Source organism: Rahnella woolbedingensis (assembly GCF_003602095.1).
Classification (GTDB): domain Bacteria; phylum Pseudomonadota; class Gammaproteobacteria; order Enterobacterales; family Enterobacteriaceae; genus Rahnella; species Rahnella woolbedingensis.
Genome location: NZ_RAHH01000006.1, coordinates 41035 through 58689, shown reverse-complemented (window position 1 = coordinate 58689; position 17655 = coordinate 41035). Strand labels below are relative to the sequence as shown.

Sequence of the window (17655 nt, the reverse complement as noted above, 5' to 3'; positions counted from 1 at the left end):
ACACTAAATTTCCGGTTGAAAATAAGATTAGTACGACTTATGGCGGTTAGGAGGCGGGGTCATTTACATTTGACCTATCCGGCAGGCGATTATCCTGCCGGAAAGAGAGGGAGTAGCATGAAGAGAATTGCGGCGTTATCTCAGCGGTTAAGCGTATCTCCCAGCGTCTGGATCAGGCGGTTTGACCAACTGAACAGCGCGGCTGTGAGCAGGATATCCAGAGATTGTGTTGCCGAATATCCGGCATCTGATAATCCGTGCAACTGGCGGGCGTCAAAACGTTCCGGTGTGCGTGTCAGTGTGATCACCGTGTCCAGCAATGCGGTTTCTTTTCTGTCAGACAGCGTTTTCGACAGCACATCTACCGCATCATCACGAAGATTATCTTCAAACAATGAGGCGATAATGGTTTCGTTGCCACCGGCTTCGAGATAGAGCCGTCCGTGGATCCCTGCGCAATAAAGACAGCCATTTAACTGTGAGGTTGCCACTGCCGACAGTTCACGCCATGCGGCTTTCGGGCGCTCACCTGCCTGCATCACATGATTAAAGACGGCAGAGAATTCGCTCAGCGCATCGGCGTCATGTACCAGCAGAGTATAAAACGATGAAGAGCGCGCATCCGGGGCGATTAAATCCAGAACATCCTGCTGATGACGGCTGGCGGTTTCCGGTGCGACTTCCGCCAGCCTTGATTTCCATTGCAACATGGCCAGAGAAAACCCTTTCTGCTCGCAGCCTTCCGGTGCCGGGAAGCCGGGGAGTACCGCCGCTGCACGTCCGCGCAAACCATTCAGCACGGCCAGAATACGCGCCTGATAACTGACAAAACCTACCAGTTGCGTGAGCGTCACGATATCCCGCGTGCTGAATCCTACTCCGTAAAGCTGATCCAGCATCGGCGGGGTGATAAGCGTGGGCTGTGTGGCGAGTAAGCGGGCGAACTGTGTGATGTGAGTCTGGCGGATGTTACTTTCGCGGGAGGCATCAGGGCTGGAGAGCGGGGCGAGGCGGGCGGCGTAGTGGCTACAAAGTGATTGTACGCCGGTCACCTGCGCGACGGTCAGCGCGCTGCTGAGACGGTCATATAAGGAAAGCGTCTCGGTACGCGATACGACGAGATTCTCCGGGAAAAGGACTTCGTAGCAAGCGCGGGAAGCACGCAGAAGTTTCTGACGTTCGTTGAACAGCTGGCGAAGTGTCGGATCAAGCTGCATATCCAACCCGAGCAGAAAGCGATCCTGAACTAACGCAGCATGGGGATCAAGCGGCAGGTGACCATACTGGCTGGATTGTGTTTCATGATACCAGCCGCTGTGTGCGGCCTTGCGTTGTTGTTCCATGAACGGGTCCTTTGCTTCAAGCCTGGCATCCAGGCAAATTATCAGACCCTATCCTTGCCGATACTGGTGTCGATATAAAATAATGTTAAGCGATAAATCATAGCTAAAAGGAATAGAAAACGGCAGATATGCCAGAGGAACGGGTTTGGTCGCGAATTTCATCGGCAATATCCCCGATTGCAGAGATAAAAAACGGTGCCTGTTTTAAGGCACCGTTTATATATTCAGCTTATGAACCGCCAGTTTAACGCCGCGCTAATTGCCGTCGCGACGCCAGGCGTCTGCCGTGAGGGCTTCACCGAAATGACTTGAGATCAGCCTTTTCGTGAGGTCATGCAGAGGCGCTGCCAGCACTTCAGCGGTATTGCCACGCTCGACGACTTCACCTTCATGCATCACCAAAACCTGATCACTGATGTGCTTCATCATGCCAAGATGTTGTGTCACGTAGATGTATGAAATCCCCTGTTTTTCCTGTAATTCGAGCATCATATTGATGATTTGCGAACGCATGGACATATCCAGAGAGGCCAGCGCCTCATCGGCTATGATCACTTTGGGTTGCAGGATCAGTGCCCGCGCCAGTGCAACACGCTGTTTCTGACCGGATGCCAGCATGTGCGGGTAATAGTTTGCATGATCCGGCAGCATACCGACCAGCCGCAGTGTCTGGTTGATGCGTTGTTCACGCTGCTGCGCGTCCATTTCGCCGTTAAGGCGCAAAGGCGCTTCCAGCAACTGACCGATGCGCTGACGGGGATTAAGTGAGGTGCTCGGATCCTGAAAAATCATACGGATTTGCTGACTGCGGAAACGATAATCGCGAAATTCCAGAGGATGTTCGTCAATCAGGATTTCGCCGCCGCTCGGTTCAACCATCCCGGAAAGCATTTTAGCCAGTGTCGATTTACCTGAACCGTTTTCACCGATGATCGCCAGCGTTTGTTTTTCACGCAGCGTAAAGCTGACCGGTTTCACCGCATCCAGATTCATCTTGCGGAACAGTCCGGTGCGATAACGGAACGTTTTGCTCAGATTACGGACTTCGAGCAGGGTTTCGCCCATTATTGCTCCTCCATGTTCAGCGGGAAGTGGCAGGCGTAAGCGTGCGTTTTAGCCAGACGCAGGCGTGGCGTCTCGATGCATTTTTTCTGTGCGTAAGGGCAGCGCGGCCCCAAACGGCAGCCGATCGGCAGATGTTCCAGTGAAGGAATTGCCCCCGGCAGCGTATTCAGACGGCTTTTATGCGGCAATGAACGGCCAAAATCAGGCATCGCGCGGATCAGCGCCTGTGTGTAAGGATGATGCGGTGCGGCAAGCAGGTCTTCACACACGGCGCTCTCAACAGTCTGACCGCAATACAATACGTTAATGCGGTTGGCCCATTTGCTCATCATTTGCAGGTCGTGGCTGATCAGCAAAATCGTGGTGTTATTATTCTGATTCAGTCGTGCCAGCAGGCGGAAAATCTGCGCCTGTGTCGTCGGTTCCATCGCGTTGGTCGGCTCATCGGCAATCAGCAGACGCGGCTGATTGGCCAGCGCGATGGCGATCATCACCTTCTGACATTCACCTTCGGTCAGTTCGTACGGATAACTGGCCATGATGTCTTTGTGATCTTTAATCCCGACGCGGTGCAGCAGCTCAATGGCGCGTTTTTTCCGCCATTTCCAGCGCTGATACCAGCGGCCTTTATAGGTCCAGCCGGGAATGGCCTGAATCAGCTGGCGGCCAATACTTTCAGAAGGATCGAGACAGGATTGCGGCTCCTGAAAAATCATCGACACGTTTTGCCCGACCAGTTTGCGCCGCTCGCGTGGCGTCAGCTGCAACAAATCGATGTTATCAAAGCGCATACGGTCTGCCGTCACGCGCCAGTTGTCTTTGGTGACGCCGCAAATCGCCTTGGCAATCAGACTTTTACCTGACCCGGACTCGCCCACCAGTCCGCGGATTTCACCGGCATTCAGCGTCATGCTGACGCGGTCAACGGCTTTGACTGGCCCGTCGGCGGTCATAAATTCAATGGTCAGATTGCGGATATCGAGTAACGGCATTATTCCACTCCCGCATTAATTGCCCGGCGCACACCGTCACCCAGCAGATTTATCAGCAAAACGCTGATAAGAATGGCGGCACCCGGCAGCATGACGGTCCACGGTGCGACATACACCAGCTCCAGCGAATCACCGAGCATCGCTCCCCATTCCGGCGAGGGGAGTTGCGCGCCCAAATCCAGAAAGCCCAATGCCGCGATATCCAGAATCGCCATCGATAAGGCGCGGGTAAATTCTGTTGCCAGCACCGCGACGATATTCGGCAATACGGCATAACGCAGAATTTGCCAGGTCGAGGCGCCGTCGAGGCGAACTGCAACCACATATTCTTTTTCCAGCTCGTCGTGCACTGCGCTGTAAATGGTGCGCGAAATGCGTGGCAACAGTGCCAGCCAGACGGCCAGCATCGCGTGCTCGAGTTTCGGGCCAATAAAGGCCACCACAACAATCGCCAGCAGCAGGGAAGGGATCGAAAGCAGCGTATCCAGAATGTGGTTAAGAATGGCTGATTTCAGCCCGCGGGTGATCCCCGCCAGTACGCCGATAATCACGCCACACACAGAGGCCGCGAGGGTTATCACCAGCGCACCACCAATGGTCGGTGCCGCGCCGGTTAACATCCGGCTGAGTAAATCTCGTCCCAGGTCGTCCGTGCCGAGGAAAAAAGAAACGTTACCGTAGCGCGACCATGAAGGTGGCAGCAACTGGTAGCCGAGGAATTGCTGGTCGAGTGCGTAAGGCGCCAGCAGATGGCCAAAAACGCATAACAGCAGCAGCCCGAGCACGCCGTAGAAGCCGATCATCGACAGCGTGTCGCGATAGAAAATCCCCCACGTATGGCGCAGCGGACTCGGTGCCTGTTTTTCGCGGTATACATTATCGAAGGGCATATGCTTTCACTTCAATTCTCTGTCTTGTGGTTTGCTTTGATTTATTTTTAACTTTCATATCATTACCTTAAGTCCAAATAATGCTTCATTACGCTTTATCGTGCTTTAGTTTGTGTGGCTTCAATTTGTGACTTTTGTGTACACTCTTGTGTATATGAAACGGGAGTGTACACATTGCTTACAGATACCAAACTCAGAAAGTCACTTGGAAAGCGCCGAGACAAAGTAGAGGTAATCTCTGATGCACACGGACTGAACGTCAGGCTTTCAGTTTCCGGTGGTGTAACATTTTTCTATCGCTACCGCTGGGAAGAGAAGCCAGTACAGTTAAGCATAGGTGATTATCCTTCTATAACACTGTCTCAAGCAAGGGAACGTAGACAGCAATTTCGCACGTGGATAAATGAAGGGTACGATCCGCGCCGACAAGTAAAACTGGAAAGACAACAAAAGGTTGATGCTTACACGGTAGAAGACGCCTTCAATTACTGGGAGGAGCACTACTGCAAACCGGAGGGCATAGTCAAAATAAGGGCTAACCGACTGAATTTTGAAAACCACGTCAAACCTGTGCTCGGCAATATGATAGTTAACCAGACCACAAAATCCCACTGGCTAAGCCTGTTCGATAAAATGGGGCGCCGTGTTGTTACTGGTGAGGTGCTGGGCTTAATGCAGCGTGCGTTTCGATTCTGTTCAAATCGTGACGTTATTGAGGTCAACCCTATCGAATCATTACGTCGCTCTGACGTTGGCTTAACCGCGGCGATGAAAGATAGAAAGCTGTCCGATGACGAGATAAAAGTACTGTGGGATTCCCTGGACGATATGCCATCATCACAGCAGTTGGTGATCCGCTTTTTACTGATGACAGGTTGCCGGAGTACTGAGATACGAACGGCAAAATGGGAATGGTTCGATTACAAAGAGAAGACGTGGACCGTGCCAGCCAGTGAGTATAAGACCGGGCGGACAGTGCGCCGGGCGCTGCCGGAGAGTGCTGCTCAACTCTTGAAAGAACACCAGAAATTTTCGGTCACGAAGCATGTGCTGACTCCACCTCACTTTAAAAATCGTGAAGATAAGCCACCAGCGCAGCCAAGAATAGCGGCGTACTCCGCTCAGGTGATCAGTAAAACTGGAATGAAGAATTGGTCTCTTCATGATTTGAGGAGAACGGTTGCGACACGCCTTTCAGAACTCGGCGCGCCGCCCCACGTTATCGAGAAGCTACTCGGCCACCAGATGGGGGGCGTTATGGCTCGTTATAACCTTCATGACTACCTGGCAGATCAGCACCAGTGGCTGACTGTGTGGCTTGAACATCTGGAGAAAGTTGTTGGTCGGCCACTGGCGCCGCATTAACTTCTTGCTCCCACTTCAGCACATCTGATGTTCTCCAGCGCTTCGGGCTACCGCCAATGGCAGGCAGTGGGAAGGGGCGCTTAAAGCTTGCTGGCATTCTCTCTGGCGTGCTCCAGAAGTAAAGAGTGCTGCGTGAAATCTTGTAGCGAGATAAAACATCGCTGGTCAGCATGATTTCATCAGTGGCTGCATTATTGGTGTTTGCGGTATTCATCTTACACAGCTCCTATCGCTTTCTGGACTACCCTATAACCCCGTTTCCGGGGCTTCTTAATTGGCTCAATTTTCACTGGCGCTACTCGTGGCCGCGGCGGTTCTGGCTCATAGATTCCGTTACGCATTCGATACTTTTCCCTCATCTTCCAGGCATTCCACGCTGTCCAGTCGCAACCGTCATCAATCTTCACAGTGGCTTGAATCAGAGTATCGTTGACATCAACCAGTTTCGATTTTGATAGCCTACGCAGCGTTGGCATCAATTAGGAGCCTCCGATTTCAGAGCCTCCATTCGGAGCTTTGCGCGATGGTCACACGCCATGAATGCCACGCGTGGTATGTAGCGCTTCATTTCCTCAATCAAAAACTCTCCATGTTTTTCACGGCTTTGCTGATTAGCTTCTTTCTCTCGCTGACGGAGAAGAGCAAGGCGAGCCGTAATGCTCCTACGCGTCCCTTTCCATGACGCAAGCGCATGGTTTGCGCGGTTACGCCATCCAGAATCATTGTCGATAGAAGCCTTCAGCTGGCGCTCGATATCAATGATCGAATCTTCAGCATTAATGAGCGCCGCAAGATGGTCCGCAATGGTAATGAGTTCTTCAAATTTTACGTGTGGATTTTTCATCGTCTGCCCTCCTGATTGCAGAGTTTCATCGCAGCTTCCCAGCCCAATTCTTGAACCATGTCGCCCAACTGGTCGAAACAGCAATCAATCCACCGAATCCCCCTTTGCTTCAATGTTGGTAAGTTCCCCCAATGAATAAACCCGCCTTTTTTCTCAGCTAACATCGCTTCAAAATCCAGGATATGCACATACCAGTTCCATCGTTGCTCTGTAGTACGACCAGAGTCCTCCAAGTGGGAATCCAGGAACCCGATAATTGAGGGCTGATTCAGGAAGATGTCACCAAAGCGATGTCGATAGACGGGGCGTCGATGGATGCTGATTAAGTGAAAGAGATAAGCGTCAGCCACTTGAATTAAAGCTCTTTCATGAAGCGCCTTGATATCCCGGCGTTGTGCCGGGGACCTTGCATTGGAAGTCATGATCTTTCCCCTTAAAAAGGTTTGTTGCTGAGCAGTTCGGCGTACTGCTGTTTCATTTCTTCATGCTTCTCTTGCCACTTTGCGATTGCCAGTTTTCGAGCCAATAGCAAACGAATACGGCGAATGCAGCGGTAGTGAGCAGCGAAATAAGAAGCGGTGTGTTCACCCATTTGGTGGATCAGAACACCATCGCGTATAACTGGTGTGTCATCTTCATGCGTAGGCCAGCCCGAGCGGCGAAATGTCTTTGTCACCATGTAATGCGCAAGGTTGTTAAGTGCTGCGCTACGACTCAGGCAGCGCTTACGCCAGCCGTGACGTGTCACGACGAACACAGGGGATTGCACAATTTTGAAGGATTCATCAATCGCACGTTCTTTCTTAGGTACCAGTTTCATTGCGTCTCCTTAATGGATTGTTTGTTCGCCGCCAAGGCCTTGCTCTTTCGCCATCATCACGGTCTGTTTGATCAGGTCGTTCATGAATGCGTTTCCAGCTTCGGTGAGCTTGTCGCCGTGTTTGGTTAAATTACTGCTGTAGAGTTTGATGATTAGTTCTTCGGCTTCTGCCCGGCTGTATTCGCCATAAGCCACGCCTTCGAAATACTTGAGCGCGTCCTGAAGTGACTGCTGACTTAACTCAACAGTCGCTAAAGTCCCGTCGGGAAGATTCACCAGAACGCAGTTGCTCCCAGTTTTCTGGATCATTGCTTCATAACGCGCAGCAGCCTGGCGCTGGCGATATCGTTCAATCTTTTGCTGTGGTGATACTTTTTCGTTAATACTCATCGCTAATACTCCGATGCTGGCTTTTAGGATGCGGATTTCCCCGACCGTTAGGCCGTATTTAAATTTCGTATTTTCTCAATGCTGCTTTGTGTATTCAGTGGTTCTATATATTAATGCGCTCTTTCTGACAGGCTGATAACCACTCGGCCAATAATTACTAGTTCGCATTTATCTAATGGTTCAATTTTCCAATTTTGATAATGTTTGTTATTTGGTATAACCAAAATAGCATCAGGTAAAAATTGAAGACGCTTAACCATAAATATACCGTCGATGTAGAAAGCGAAAACTCCATCTTCTAAATACTTCTGATTCTTATTGTCAATAATAATAGTCGAACGACATTCAATTTCTCCGGTCATTGTGTCGTCGGGCATTATTGCAATTAGCCTTCCTTTTGCATCGTGAGGGAACGTAATCACCGTATTACGCTTTGGCTTCATTTGAACGGATGAAAGAGCAATCATTTTTTCACCACTTGCATAGCATTCTCCTCAATCAACCATGCAGCTACATTACCTGTAAGGCGCTTCAATAAAGAAACAATCGCCAGTAATTCACTGTCTTCTAATTGATGCGGATAACTCTCCAACATCATTAGAATTACTTCAGCTTGAGAGGCTCGCTCAGCGGCTTGTTCTAAAGTGATATCACGCGACATGTTTCTTTAACCCCTCAGCAGCAGCTTGTGAAATAACCTCTAGAATGCCAAGCATCAAATTAAGTTGCTCGGCACTGTTATTAAGATATCCAGCTGCGGTTGCAAGAGCTTTTATTTTCTCAAGTGCATCCTCAGCTGCTAAGCAATCAATTTGCGACATTAGCGAACTCCTTATTTGGCAGGCGGGCCGCTAAAGACAGGATGTAATCCTGAACCAGTTCCCGACGAGCTTCATGCTCAGAGAATGCCTGGATGCGGATCATGACGGGCTTTGCCTTCGAATCAGAACGCTTAACCGATGCAAACAGAAATATACTTGTGCTAATATCAGCATCAGCCTTATTAACTAATCCGCTGGCGCAGGTTTGTTTTAAGGTCAGGCTCTGGGCTTTAACGGGCGTTGAACCCAGAGCCGAATAATTACTGTTCGTTATCATCTGTTTTTCCTTCTTTCAGGTTGTACAAGGCACTGGATTCGACTTCGAGCATTCTTTCTAAGAACTTAGCGTTGGCTTCAATGAGCATACCTAAATTCTGCATATCAACTTTTACCATTTGACCGTCGTAATCACTGTTGCCAGCCGCCCAAAACATCAGGGAGCCAATTGATTTCATTCCGCAAAGCACATAATCAATCCCTGCAGCAGCATTGTTTGCTATTTTTTGATACTCAGAAGTTGTTAGTTTTTTTCCATCAGTATCAATAATCAGGTCTGCAATATTTATCATTTTGAATACTCCATAAGACCCTGGAATGACATTCTGAGTTTTTCAGATTTTTTGATAATTTCTTTAGCTTCACTATTTATTTCTTTAGCTTCTGAGAAAGCGCAGACAAGTATCTCAAAATCACCCGCTTTCTTATAAATTGCGAAGATAGGAGAATCAAAGCACAGGTGTGTTACTAATCTGTATTTGAAGTCCTCGTTAGTTTTTCGAAAATGATGAAATAGTTTTTTATTATCGACAACCATAAATGACTGGTATTCACCAGATGAAATGCGAAGTGAAAAAGACTCGCATTCTATTAAGTCATAAACTTGATGTGCCATATCTACGCTCCGTTCAATGCCGTTGAAATGAGAATACTCATTTCGTTGTATTATGTAAACAACGAACGTAGTTTTATTTGTTGTAATTAATATAATCCATTGTATTTAAACATTAATTAATTTCAATGAGAGGTGTTTTAGGGCGTAGGTTAGGGGTTGATTAGCTTGAATGGCTGGAAAATAACCAATAAAAAAGCCCCCAGATAGGGAGCTTATGTTTTAGTTTTACTGCAAATTCAGTTTTAAAGGAGTCGCAATTTGGTTTCTACAGCTACGCCAATGATCTTACAATTCCCGTTGATTGGTACTAAAGGCCATGCCGGGTTAAGGCCTTTAAGATAGCGTTGACCACTGTCGATTATTAATTTTTTGAATGTAGCTTCGTTAGAATCAGTTAGTTTCGCAATAACCAAATTTCCGTTAGCAGGCTCTCGGCCAGTATCAAATAAGACAAACGTACCTTCGGGAATGCTCAAGCCAACTGGGGCTGTCATTGAGTCACCATCTACTTCAAGCCAGAAGGCATCTCCTTGGATATGTGCATCAGATTCCAACCATAAATCTATGTCTTTCAGTGTATAGGCTTCAATAGCTTCGTTCCAGCAACCAGCCTGAACCTTACTTAAAACTGGGTATCGTTGACCAGGGACATAGCTTCCGGCAAAGGAAACATTTCCAGCTTCTCTACCAGAAATTAGGTACTCAGGATCGCACTGAAGTGCCTTGGCTAATTCATGTAGGTAGCGTGGCCTTTTTGTTCTTCCTGATTCAACGGACACTATTCCTTGCTGGGTTGTACCAGTAAGTTCGGCTAACTCAACTTGAGTCAGTCCCAGTTCTAGCCGACGCTTCTTGATCCTGTCTGCCAATTGCATTTTAACACCCCACATAAATTTGTCCCAAACAGCATACAACAATCATTGTAATTGACAAACAACGAAATGTGTACTCAAATACTACAAACGTTGTATATGGGGATTGTTACATGACTATTTCGAACCGCTTGAAAGAACGGCGATTGAAGTTGGGGCTGACGCAAAAGCAACTGGCAATTATGGCCGGAATTAAACAACAGACAATTCAGAGGATTGAGGCAGGGACATCTCATCGCCCCCGCCATCTCCTTGAAATATCGGAGGCTCTTAACTGTTCGCCGCACTGGCTTTTAAACGGCATCAAAGACCATGCCTAGTTCAGACGAAAATCAGTAGGAAATCTGTGATGAATAGTGCAATCAAAACTTTCGACTTCAAATCTGATGCGGGTGAATTGCTGGCATCGGTGCGCACAGTGCGGATCGATAGTTCTCCGTGGTTTTTCGCGGTGGATGTCTGCGAAGCGTTGGGACTTTCCCATACCCATAAAGCGCTACTGGCAGTTGATGACGAAGATAAATGCGAACAGGAACAGTATTCCGGTTCGGGGCGCAAACCACTGTTGGTCAATGAATCCGGTTTATACACACTGATACTCAAAAGTCGTAAACCACAGGCAAAACGTTTCAAGCGCTGGATCACCGCCGATGTACTGCCATCCATTCGTGCCACAGGTTCTTATGGTCTGGAGCCAGTTTCGGCAATGCCTGATTTTTCTGATGAGGTAGCCGCGGCGCGCGCGTGGGCAGATGAACGCGAACAGCGTCGCATTTCAGAAGGTTATGTCCAGCGTCAGGCCAAATACATTTCTCATCTGGAAAACCTGTTTCAGCCGGGCATGACTCCCTTCCAGTTCTGCAAACAGCTTAATGGCGTAAATGTCAGCCAGGTTAATGCCTTCCTGGAAAAGAATGAATGGCTTTACGACGAACGCCCGGATTCACGTAATGCCAGCTGGCGCGTGAAGTCCTACGCCCGTGATTTGTACCTTCGCGAAAGACACAACCGCGTGGATCCTTGTGATACGGAAAGCTTCGATACATGGAAGCCTATCCTGTTGCGTAAGGGAGCCGTTTGGCTTTATCGCCATTACCTCAAGGGCAACCTGCCCATGAAAAAAAGCTGGGACGGCAAATATTCCCACGATACAGATTTGGCAGGTGCGGCATGAGTATGGGGCTGATGGTTCAGGCAATGAAAATCAGGGTCGGTAACCCGCTGCGCAAGCTCGTCCTGCTTAAGCTGGCTGATAACGCCAGTGACAAAGGCGAATGTTGGCCGAGCCTTCAGCACATCGCCGATCAGTGTGAGATAAGCCGCCGCTCTGTCATCAATCACATCGACTCCCTTTGCGAACTTGGTCTGCTGAAAAAAGAACTGCGTCCCGGTGTAAAAGGGAATTCCAGCAATCTTTATTACCTGACTTTAGATGGTGCAGGAGATTCACTAGGGGGTGGTGCAGGAGATTCACTACTTAGTGCAGCACGTTCACCATATGGTGCAGGAGATTCACTAGGGGGTGGTGCAGGAGATTCACCCAGAATCAGTCACTCTTTTGAATCAGTCAATGAACCAGTCAGTGAACCTAAAACAATTGGAGCATCTGGCGATGAACCACCTGCCAAGAAAAATAAATACGCTTATCCAGAAGAATTCGAAAAGGCGTGGAAGGTATATCCGGCCCGAGAGGGCAGCAATCCCAAAAACTCCGCATACAGCGCATGGAATGCCCGGGTACGTGAAGGCATTGATCCCGAAGCAATGCTGGCAGGCGTAATCCGCTATGCCACGTTCTGCCAGGCCAAGGGACAGACGGGCACCACGTTCGTGATGCAGGGGCAACGGTTTTTCGGTAAAGCCCGTGAATTCGAAAATACATGGATTGTGGCCGGTCAGTCGCTACGTGCTGGTCGAACCAATACCCACAGCGGCTTTGATAACCGTGATTACGGCGATTCACAGATTAATTTTTAGGAGCGAACATGAGCAATTTTTATTTCCAGAACCAGTATCAGACCAAAATAAGCGACCTGTCCGCTCGCCTGCGTGAGCTGGATTCGACATTGGAACTCGCGAACGGTGTTATTTCGACTGATAACCGTTGGTACACCGGACATGAGAAAAAAACGGTGACATGTGAGCTCCACGGTGATTTTAACCAGACGGTTTTATCTCAGGAAGTGCGCGGTCGACTTCACACGCTGGAGTCGCGCTGTCCGGACTGTGTTGTGGATGAAATCGAGGCAGTCAAAAACGAGCAGAAACAGTTGCTGGTCGATCGCCTGATGGATGATGCAGGCATTACTCCGCGTTTTCAGCACTGCGAATTCAGCAACTACGAAGTGGTCAACAAAGCGGCCAGAACTAATTTAAACGCCTGCCAGAGCTACGCGAAATCCTTCCCTGAGCTTTCCAAAAAGGGAACCGGCCTAATCCTGATTGGCAAATGCGGTACCGGGAAAAATCATCTGGCCGTGGCTTTGGCGAAGGAAGTTATCCGTCAGCATCAGGAGTCAGTCCGCCTGACCGATGTTATGCGCATTATCCGCGCTGTGAAAAGCACATGGGGTAAGAACGCCGAACGTACTGAAGCTGATGTTATTGATTATTACGCATCGCTGGGATTGCTGATCATCGATGAAGTGGGTGTGCAGTACGGCTCTGATGCTGAAAAAATCATTCTGTTCCAGATTATCAATGATCGTTACGAAAACATGTTGCCGACCATTCTGATTAGCAATTTGACCATGCCCCAATTGTCGGAATCTATTGGCGAGCGACTGACTGACAGAATGAGCGAAGGCGGCGGTTCGGTGCTGGCGTTCAACTGGGATAGTTATCGTCAGTCTGGAGTGAAAGCATGACTTACGAAGAAGCCGAGCAAGCCGTAATCGGCGGATTGCTGCTGCGCCAGCTCGACGCGACAGTTTTTGAGGTATTTGGATTGCTACCTGCAGATGCTTTCTCTATCCGGCAGTACCGCGAAATCTATCTGGAAATCAAGCGCCAGTCCTTAGACGGGAAGAATACCGATCCCTTCCTGGTGTCTGACGCGCTGGGCGAGGGCTATGAGGCCCTTACGGTTGCAGCGTCAGGTCTTGCGTGGGCAGCGCCTGGTCTGAAGCACTACGCCGAGATGGTCAAGCGTAATCACTTCCTGCGTGGTGCAGAGGAAATGATGGCTGGCGCTTTGAAGAAGTTCGATTCCGCCCGTAATGCCGATGAAAAAATGGCAGCTATAAAGCAGCTGCAAAGTGGTATTCAGCGGCTGAGTTTCAGCGATGACAGCCGTGCACCGGTTCACATTGACGAACTGCTATCCGGGATGGCTGAAAAACTTGAATCAAGAATGGAAGGGCGCGAAGAAAGCCGCACCATCCTCACCGGGATTGAGGAACTGGATCAGCTTACGGGTGGTTTTGATTTAACGGACCTCATTCTGCTGGCCGCCAGACCTTCGATGGGGAAAACTGAATTCGCTTTAAACCTCATCGACAAAATTACCGAGCAGGGTTGCGGGGCTTTATTTTTCAGTATGGAGATGTCTGGTGCTCAGATTGCAGAACGTCAGGTTGCTGGCGCGGGGGGATTCTCAACCTCGAAATTGAAATCTCCACGGGCATTACATGACGAAGACTGGGCGCGGATCGGAATGGGCATTCAAAGCATGACTGGGCGCCCAATTTGGATTGATGATGCCAGCACATTGGACGTGAACCAAATCGCTGAGTCAGCAGAACGCCACGCATTAGAGCATCCGGAACTGGCGATCATCTTTGTTGACTACCTCGGACTTATCGAACTCTCAAGCAGCCAGCGGCATGATATTGCAGTAGGCGAAGTGTCGCGCGGACTTAAGGCTCTGGCGAAACGTATCAGACGGCCGGTGGTTGCCCTCAGCCAGTTATCGCGCGGGGTAGAACAGCGCACAAACAAACGGCCTGTGAATGCCGACCTGAAGGACTCCGGAAACATTGAGGCTGATGCGGACCTGATCATGATGCTCTACCGGGATGAGATATACGACGAAAACAGCCCGGCCAAGGGCTTGGCTGAAATTAACGTGACCAAAAACCGTAACGGGCCGCTCGGAACCGTTTACCGTCAGTTCAAATACGGGCATTTCCTGCCAATCGATCAGGCAGAAGCGGCGAATCGTTGCCGTCAGCAGGCCGAAGTACCATCACGCCGTTATTCAAAGCGCTAATAATTTAGGGGAATCCGATGAAACTCGAAAACGCACTTAAACAGTTCAACCCTAAAACCCAAACGTTCACCAACGTGCCGCCAGCGACAGCCTCAGATTCTCTGACGGGGCCAGACCTTGCGGCCTGTCTGGGCATGGCAGAATCTCAGGCATCTTTCGGGATGGGCGCTTTCCTCGGTAAAAATGGCATCAGCAAAGAGGACGGTCAGCGCACCATTGAACGGCTTTCTGTCTACGCCATGAAGAACGCCGGTAAGCACGTTGGTAAAGCAGCTGGCCGCCGGATGGCGCAATGCATGGTGATCCTCGCGAAGATGGCCTATTCGGAATACTGCAAGTCAGCTGGGAGTGTGAGCACCTGCATGGATTGTTCCGGTAACGGCTTTATCAAAGAGGAGCGGGCATTCAGAAATCAGATGGCAATCGACCGACAGGAATATCTTGATGCGCTGCCGGGAAATTTAGGGTTGCTTTATCATGATGAGATGAAATCCAAAAAAGAGGGCGTGGAAATTCATGATGTCCTCTGTCAAACGTGCATCGGCAAAGGCGTGATTTCAGATCGTTGTCGCTGTAATGGCACCGGCCGCGTGCGTGACCTGGAAAAATCAAACCTTCTCGGCGTTCCGGTCGATAAGACTTGTGATCGGTGTGCGGGCAGAGGATACAAACGGACACCCGGCACAACAGCCTACAAAGCGATTGTGGCGCTACTACCTGACCTGCAAGAAAGGACATGGAATCGTAACTGGCGTCCGCTGTACGAGTCGCTGGTGACCAAATGCGAGCAGGAAGAGAACCATGCTGATGTTGTATTCCAACGAATCACCAGTAGATAGTGTGATCGGGGATCATAAAGACATTTTTAATATAAAGTCTTGCATTTTGTCCGAACTTGGCGTAATTTCTCTAAATCATGGGCGTTTCTGTAGATGAGCGCTTATTAAAACATTCAAGACCTCGGCACCCGCCGGGGTTTTTGCGTTTCTGAGGCTGCCAATTTGGCGGTCTTTTTTGTTTGGGGTAACGCAATATGTCGGCTGTCGTTATCTGCGCTTCTGGCCCATCGCTGACTCTTGCTGATTGTGCGCTGGCCGTAGAATCTGGGCTGCCGGTCATCGCTGTTAATTCATCGTGGCAGGCGGTACCAGAATGCACCCACATCTACGCCGGTGATTTGCGCTGGTGGGATATCTATGTCCAGAACCTCCCAGAAAAGCCTCAGCGCTGGTCTTGCAACAATCGAGCTCATACTCGATATGGGGTGAACCTTTTTCCGACTGATACGGGCGATACCTTCAATTCCGGACAGCGGGCGATTCTCTTTGCTCACTGGCTCGGCTTCAGAGACATCATCTTGCTGGGTTTCGATTGCTCAATTGCTAACGGTAGCCACTGGCACGGAGATCACACCAGCCTGGATAATCCGACGGCAGAGAATGTGACGCGATGGTTTGGAGAATTTGAGCGGCTGGCGCATGAACTACCTGGCAGTGTGAACATTATCAACAGCAGCCGCCAGACGACGCTTAAATGCTTTCGTCGTTTATCTCTTGAGGCTGCCTTACGTGAGGTCACATGTTAAATCCCCCAATTTACATTGAAGGCATGCTGGGGATGGGTGACACCATTTATCAGCGAGCTTTCCTAAAAAATCTCCCAGCGGGCACATACATCAAAACGTCATGGCCTGAACTGTATGAAGACTTGCCAATTAAACCGGTTCGAAGCGATACCACGCTTAGGACTCAGCGCAAAAACGAGATGCAGAGCGAGGCGACTTTCTATCCGCCACCGTCACCGCGACAAACGAAGCGAATCTTCTACGGTCCTGCAGATCTGGCGCGTGGATCAATATTTGACGCAATGCGTAAACAGTTCGGGGTAGACCCGGCGGTGTTGGATTTGCCTTCATTCGGTTCGCCGCTGTTTACTGCACAGAAACCCATTGCTGTCATACGGCCAGCGACCGTTCGCTCTGAATGGCGCAGCGATTCCCGCAATCCAGACCCTGACTATCTTGTGCAAGCTTCACGCATTCTGCGTCAGAACTTCTTTGTGATCAGCGTGGCCGATCTGAAGGAGGGAGAAGAGTGGTTAGTGGGAGATGAACCTGAAGCCGACCTGAACCTGCACGCTGGTGAACTCGACATAAAAGAACTTATGCGTCTGGTTGAGCACGCTGCCGTTGTCGTTAGCCCAGTGGGTTGGGCTCTACCGGCGGCTATAGCTTACAAAACGCCTGTGTACGTTGTGGCTGGTGGGCGTGGCGGGCATAACGCGCCGGAGATTGTCACCGATCCCGATATGGACTTGCGCTGTGTAGGTTGGGCTATCCCTGATAATTATTGCCGTTGTGAAGCGTGGGATCACCAATGCGACAGGCGGATTTCTAACTTCGAATCAAAATTTGAGGCCTGGCTGAATGAAGTCGTTTTATCAAGAATTGAACAGCGGGCTGGTATTCCTCCCCGAGCTGGGGATCGGGCGTTATCCGGTTCCTAAATCACGTCCTTACGACGAGCATTATTTTGCAAAATATCAACAATTAGCAGATACCGAGACTGGGCATGCGCTCACACGGGCGCGCATCCAGCTGGTAGAGCGGCATTATGCTGGTGCTGTGCTCGATGTGGGTATTGGTGCCGGGCAGTTCGTGGAATCTCGCCCTGACACGCAGGGGTTTGATGTTAACCCTACTGGCATTGCGTGGCTCAACGAACGAGGGGCTTACGCAGACCTCTACGCGAATAAGTGGCTGGCGCTGACAATGTGGGATGTTCTGGAGCACATCGATGAGCCGGAACTGGCCGTGCAGCAGGCGACGGAATTCGTTTTCGTTTCGATCCCTATCTTTGCCGACGCTGGTGAAATCATTCGATCGCACCACTTCCGAAAGGATGAACACATTTGGTATTTCACTGATGAAGGTATCAGGGGCTGGTTTGCTGAGCAGGGTTTTACCTGCATTGAGCAGAACACCATCGAGTGTGATTTCGGGCGTAAAGGCGTTGCTTCTTACGCTTTCCGCCGCACCTCTTTCTAAGCTCGCGATTTGCTGGCTTTCTTATTTAGAGCCCGACCAATCAGCAATCTAACCCTCGTTAACTTTGTGGCCGCGGCTCTATTCACTACACAAAAAATGGAGTCC

Annotated in this window: 25 protein-coding genes; 10 read left to right on the top strand and 15 right to left on the bottom strand. The window is 49.8% G+C overall.

Annotated features, from left to right (window positions below):
* Window positions 1-140 precede the first annotated feature (140 nt).
* From D6C13_RS06165 to sapC, 4 genes are all read right to left on the bottom strand, one after another.
* On the bottom strand, window positions 141-1343 hold the full coding sequence (locus D6C13_RS06165; protein ID WP_120131942.1) for a CMD domain-containing protein: 1203 nt from the start codon (window positions 1341-1343) through the stop codon (window positions 141-143).
* A 255-nt stretch (window positions 1344-1598) separates the two neighbouring features.
* Window positions 1599-2408 (bottom strand): putrescine export ABC transporter ATP-binding protein SapF, encoded by an 810-nt coding sequence (gene sapF / locus D6C13_RS06160; protein ID WP_120131941.1) that lies wholly within the window; start codon window positions 2406-2408, stop codon window positions 1599-1601.
* Window positions 2408-3400 carry a putrescine export ABC transporter ATP-binding protein SapD gene (gene sapD, locus D6C13_RS06155; RefSeq protein WP_120131940.1) on the bottom strand — a complete coding sequence of 331 codons (993 nt, stop codon included), beginning with the start codon at window positions 3398-3400 and terminating at the stop codon, window positions 2408-2410. The genes sapF and sapD overlap by 1 nt, the downstream gene beginning before the upstream one ends.
* The gene (gene sapC / locus D6C13_RS06150) at window positions 3400-4290 is read right to left on the bottom strand and encodes a putrescine export ABC transporter permease SapC (RefSeq protein ID WP_120131939.1); all 891 of its coding nucleotides are present in this window, start codon (window positions 4288-4290) and stop codon (window positions 3400-3402) included. The genes sapD and sapC overlap by 1 nt, the downstream gene beginning before the upstream one ends.
* A gap of 174 nt (window positions 4291-4464) precedes the next feature.
* On the opposite strand from sapC, the gene D6C13_RS06145 reads away from it, so the two are divergent.
* A complete protein-coding gene (locus tag D6C13_RS06145) occupies window positions 4465-5655 on the top strand; it encodes a tyrosine-type recombinase/integrase (protein ID WP_120132067.1) in 1191 nt (396 codons plus the stop codon).
* Between the two features lie 475 nt (window positions 5656-6130).
* On the opposite strand, the gene D6C13_RS06130 is transcribed toward D6C13_RS06145, so the two are convergent.
* From D6C13_RS06130 to D6C13_RS06085, 11 genes are all read right to left on the bottom strand, one after another.
* A complete protein-coding gene (locus D6C13_RS06130) occupies window positions 6131-6499 on the bottom strand; it encodes a hypothetical protein (RefSeq protein ID WP_120131936.1) in 369 nt (122 codons plus the stop codon).
* The gene (locus D6C13_RS06125) at window positions 6496-6921 is read right to left on the bottom strand and encodes a hypothetical protein (RefSeq protein WP_120131935.1); all 426 of its coding nucleotides are present in this window, start codon (window positions 6919-6921) and stop codon (window positions 6496-6498) included. The genes D6C13_RS06130 and D6C13_RS06125 overlap by 4 nt, the downstream gene beginning before the upstream one ends.
* 11 nt (window positions 6922-6932) lie before the next feature.
* Entirely contained in the window at window positions 6933-7319 is a 387-nt protein-coding gene (locus D6C13_RS06120; protein WP_120131934.1) for a hypothetical protein, read from the bottom strand.
* Window positions 7320-7328: 9 nt separating this feature from the next.
* The gene (locus tag D6C13_RS06115) at window positions 7329-7709 is read right to left on the bottom strand and encodes a hypothetical protein (protein WP_120131933.1); all 381 of its coding nucleotides are present in this window, start codon (window positions 7707-7709) and stop codon (window positions 7329-7331) included.
* Window positions 7710-7819: 110 nt separating this feature from the next.
* Window positions 7820-8176: a S24 family peptidase gene (locus D6C13_RS06110; RefSeq protein WP_120131932.1), complete on the bottom strand. Its 357-nt coding sequence runs from the start codon at window positions 8174-8176 to the stop codon at window positions 7820-7822.
* Window positions 8173-8370: a hypothetical protein gene (locus D6C13_RS06105; protein ID WP_120131931.1), complete on the bottom strand. Its 198-nt coding sequence runs from the start codon at window positions 8368-8370 to the stop codon at window positions 8173-8175. Before D6C13_RS06105 ends, D6C13_RS06110 begins: the two co-directional genes overlap by 4 nt.
* Window positions 8360-8530, bottom strand: a complete 171-nt coding sequence (locus D6C13_RS25595; protein ID WP_167457990.1) for a hypothetical protein — start codon at window positions 8528-8530, stop codon at window positions 8360-8362. The genes D6C13_RS06105 and D6C13_RS25595 overlap by 11 nt, the downstream gene beginning before the upstream one ends.
* Window positions 8517-8807: a host cell division inhibitor Icd-like protein gene (locus tag D6C13_RS06100; RefSeq protein WP_120131930.1), complete on the bottom strand. Its 291-nt coding sequence runs from the start codon at window positions 8805-8807 to the stop codon at window positions 8517-8519. The genes D6C13_RS25595 and D6C13_RS06100 overlap by 14 nt, the downstream gene beginning before the upstream one ends.
* Window positions 8791-9099, bottom strand: a complete 309-nt coding sequence (locus D6C13_RS06095; RefSeq protein ID WP_095921507.1) for a hypothetical protein — start codon at window positions 9097-9099, stop codon at window positions 8791-8793. The genes D6C13_RS06100 and D6C13_RS06095 overlap by 17 nt, the downstream gene beginning before the upstream one ends.
* Window positions 9096-9422: a hypothetical protein gene (locus tag D6C13_RS06090; RefSeq protein WP_095921508.1), complete on the bottom strand. Its 327-nt coding sequence runs from the start codon at window positions 9420-9422 to the stop codon at window positions 9096-9098. Before D6C13_RS06090 ends, D6C13_RS06095 begins: the two co-directional genes overlap by 4 nt.
* Window positions 9423-9664: 242 nt before the next feature.
* Entirely contained in the window at window positions 9665-10297 is a 633-nt protein-coding gene (locus tag D6C13_RS06085; protein ID WP_120131929.1) for a LexA family protein, read from the bottom strand.
* A 110-nt stretch (window positions 10298-10407) separates the two neighbouring features.
* Here D6C13_RS06085 and D6C13_RS06080 point away from each other — a divergent pair, with 110 nt between their 5' ends.
* The 9 genes from D6C13_RS06080 (at window position 10408) to D6C13_RS06040 (ending at window position 17550) form a co-directional block, all read left to right on the top strand.
* Entirely contained in the window at window positions 10408-10614 is a 207-nt protein-coding gene (locus tag D6C13_RS06080) for a helix-turn-helix domain-containing protein (RefSeq protein ID WP_095921510.1), read from the top strand.
* Between the two features lie 29 nt (window positions 10615-10643).
* Entirely contained in the window at window positions 10644-11468 is an 825-nt protein-coding gene (locus D6C13_RS06075) for a BRO-N domain-containing protein (RefSeq protein WP_095921511.1), read from the top strand.
* Window positions 11465-12271: a helix-turn-helix domain-containing protein gene (locus D6C13_RS06070; protein ID WP_120131928.1), complete on the top strand. Its 807-nt coding sequence runs from the start codon at window positions 11465-11467 to the stop codon at window positions 12269-12271. Before D6C13_RS06075 ends, D6C13_RS06070 begins: the two co-directional genes overlap by 4 nt.
* A gap of 8 nt (window positions 12272-12279) precedes the next feature.
* Window positions 12280-13161: an ATP-binding protein gene (locus tag D6C13_RS06065; RefSeq protein WP_120131927.1), complete on the top strand. Its 882-nt coding sequence runs from the start codon at window positions 12280-12282 to the stop codon at window positions 13159-13161.
* On the top strand, window positions 13158-14504 hold the full coding sequence (locus D6C13_RS06060; protein ID WP_120131926.1) for a replicative DNA helicase: 1347 nt from the start codon (window positions 13158-13160) through the stop codon (window positions 14502-14504). Before D6C13_RS06065 ends, D6C13_RS06060 begins: the two co-directional genes overlap by 4 nt.
* 17 nt (window positions 14505-14521) lie before the next feature.
* On the top strand, window positions 14522-15343 hold the full coding sequence (locus D6C13_RS06055) for an antitermination protein Q (RefSeq protein WP_120131925.1): 822 nt from the start codon (window positions 14522-14524) through the stop codon (window positions 15341-15343).
* Between the two features lie 194 nt (window positions 15344-15537).
* The gene (locus D6C13_RS06050) at window positions 15538-16089 is read left to right on the top strand and encodes a hypothetical protein (RefSeq protein ID WP_120131924.1); all 552 of its coding nucleotides are present in this window, start codon (window positions 15538-15540) and stop codon (window positions 16087-16089) included.
* Window positions 16083-17009, top strand: a complete 927-nt coding sequence (locus D6C13_RS06045) for a hypothetical protein (RefSeq protein ID WP_120131923.1) — start codon at window positions 16083-16085, stop codon at window positions 17007-17009. The genes D6C13_RS06050 and D6C13_RS06045 overlap by 7 nt, the downstream gene beginning before the upstream one ends.
* The gene (locus D6C13_RS06040; RefSeq protein ID WP_120131922.1) at window positions 16930-17550 is read left to right on the top strand and encodes a methyltransferase domain-containing protein; all 621 of its coding nucleotides are present in this window, start codon (window positions 16930-16932) and stop codon (window positions 17548-17550) included. The genes D6C13_RS06045 and D6C13_RS06040 overlap by 80 nt, the downstream gene beginning before the upstream one ends.
* The last annotated feature ends 105 nt before the right edge of the window (window positions 17551-17655 follow it).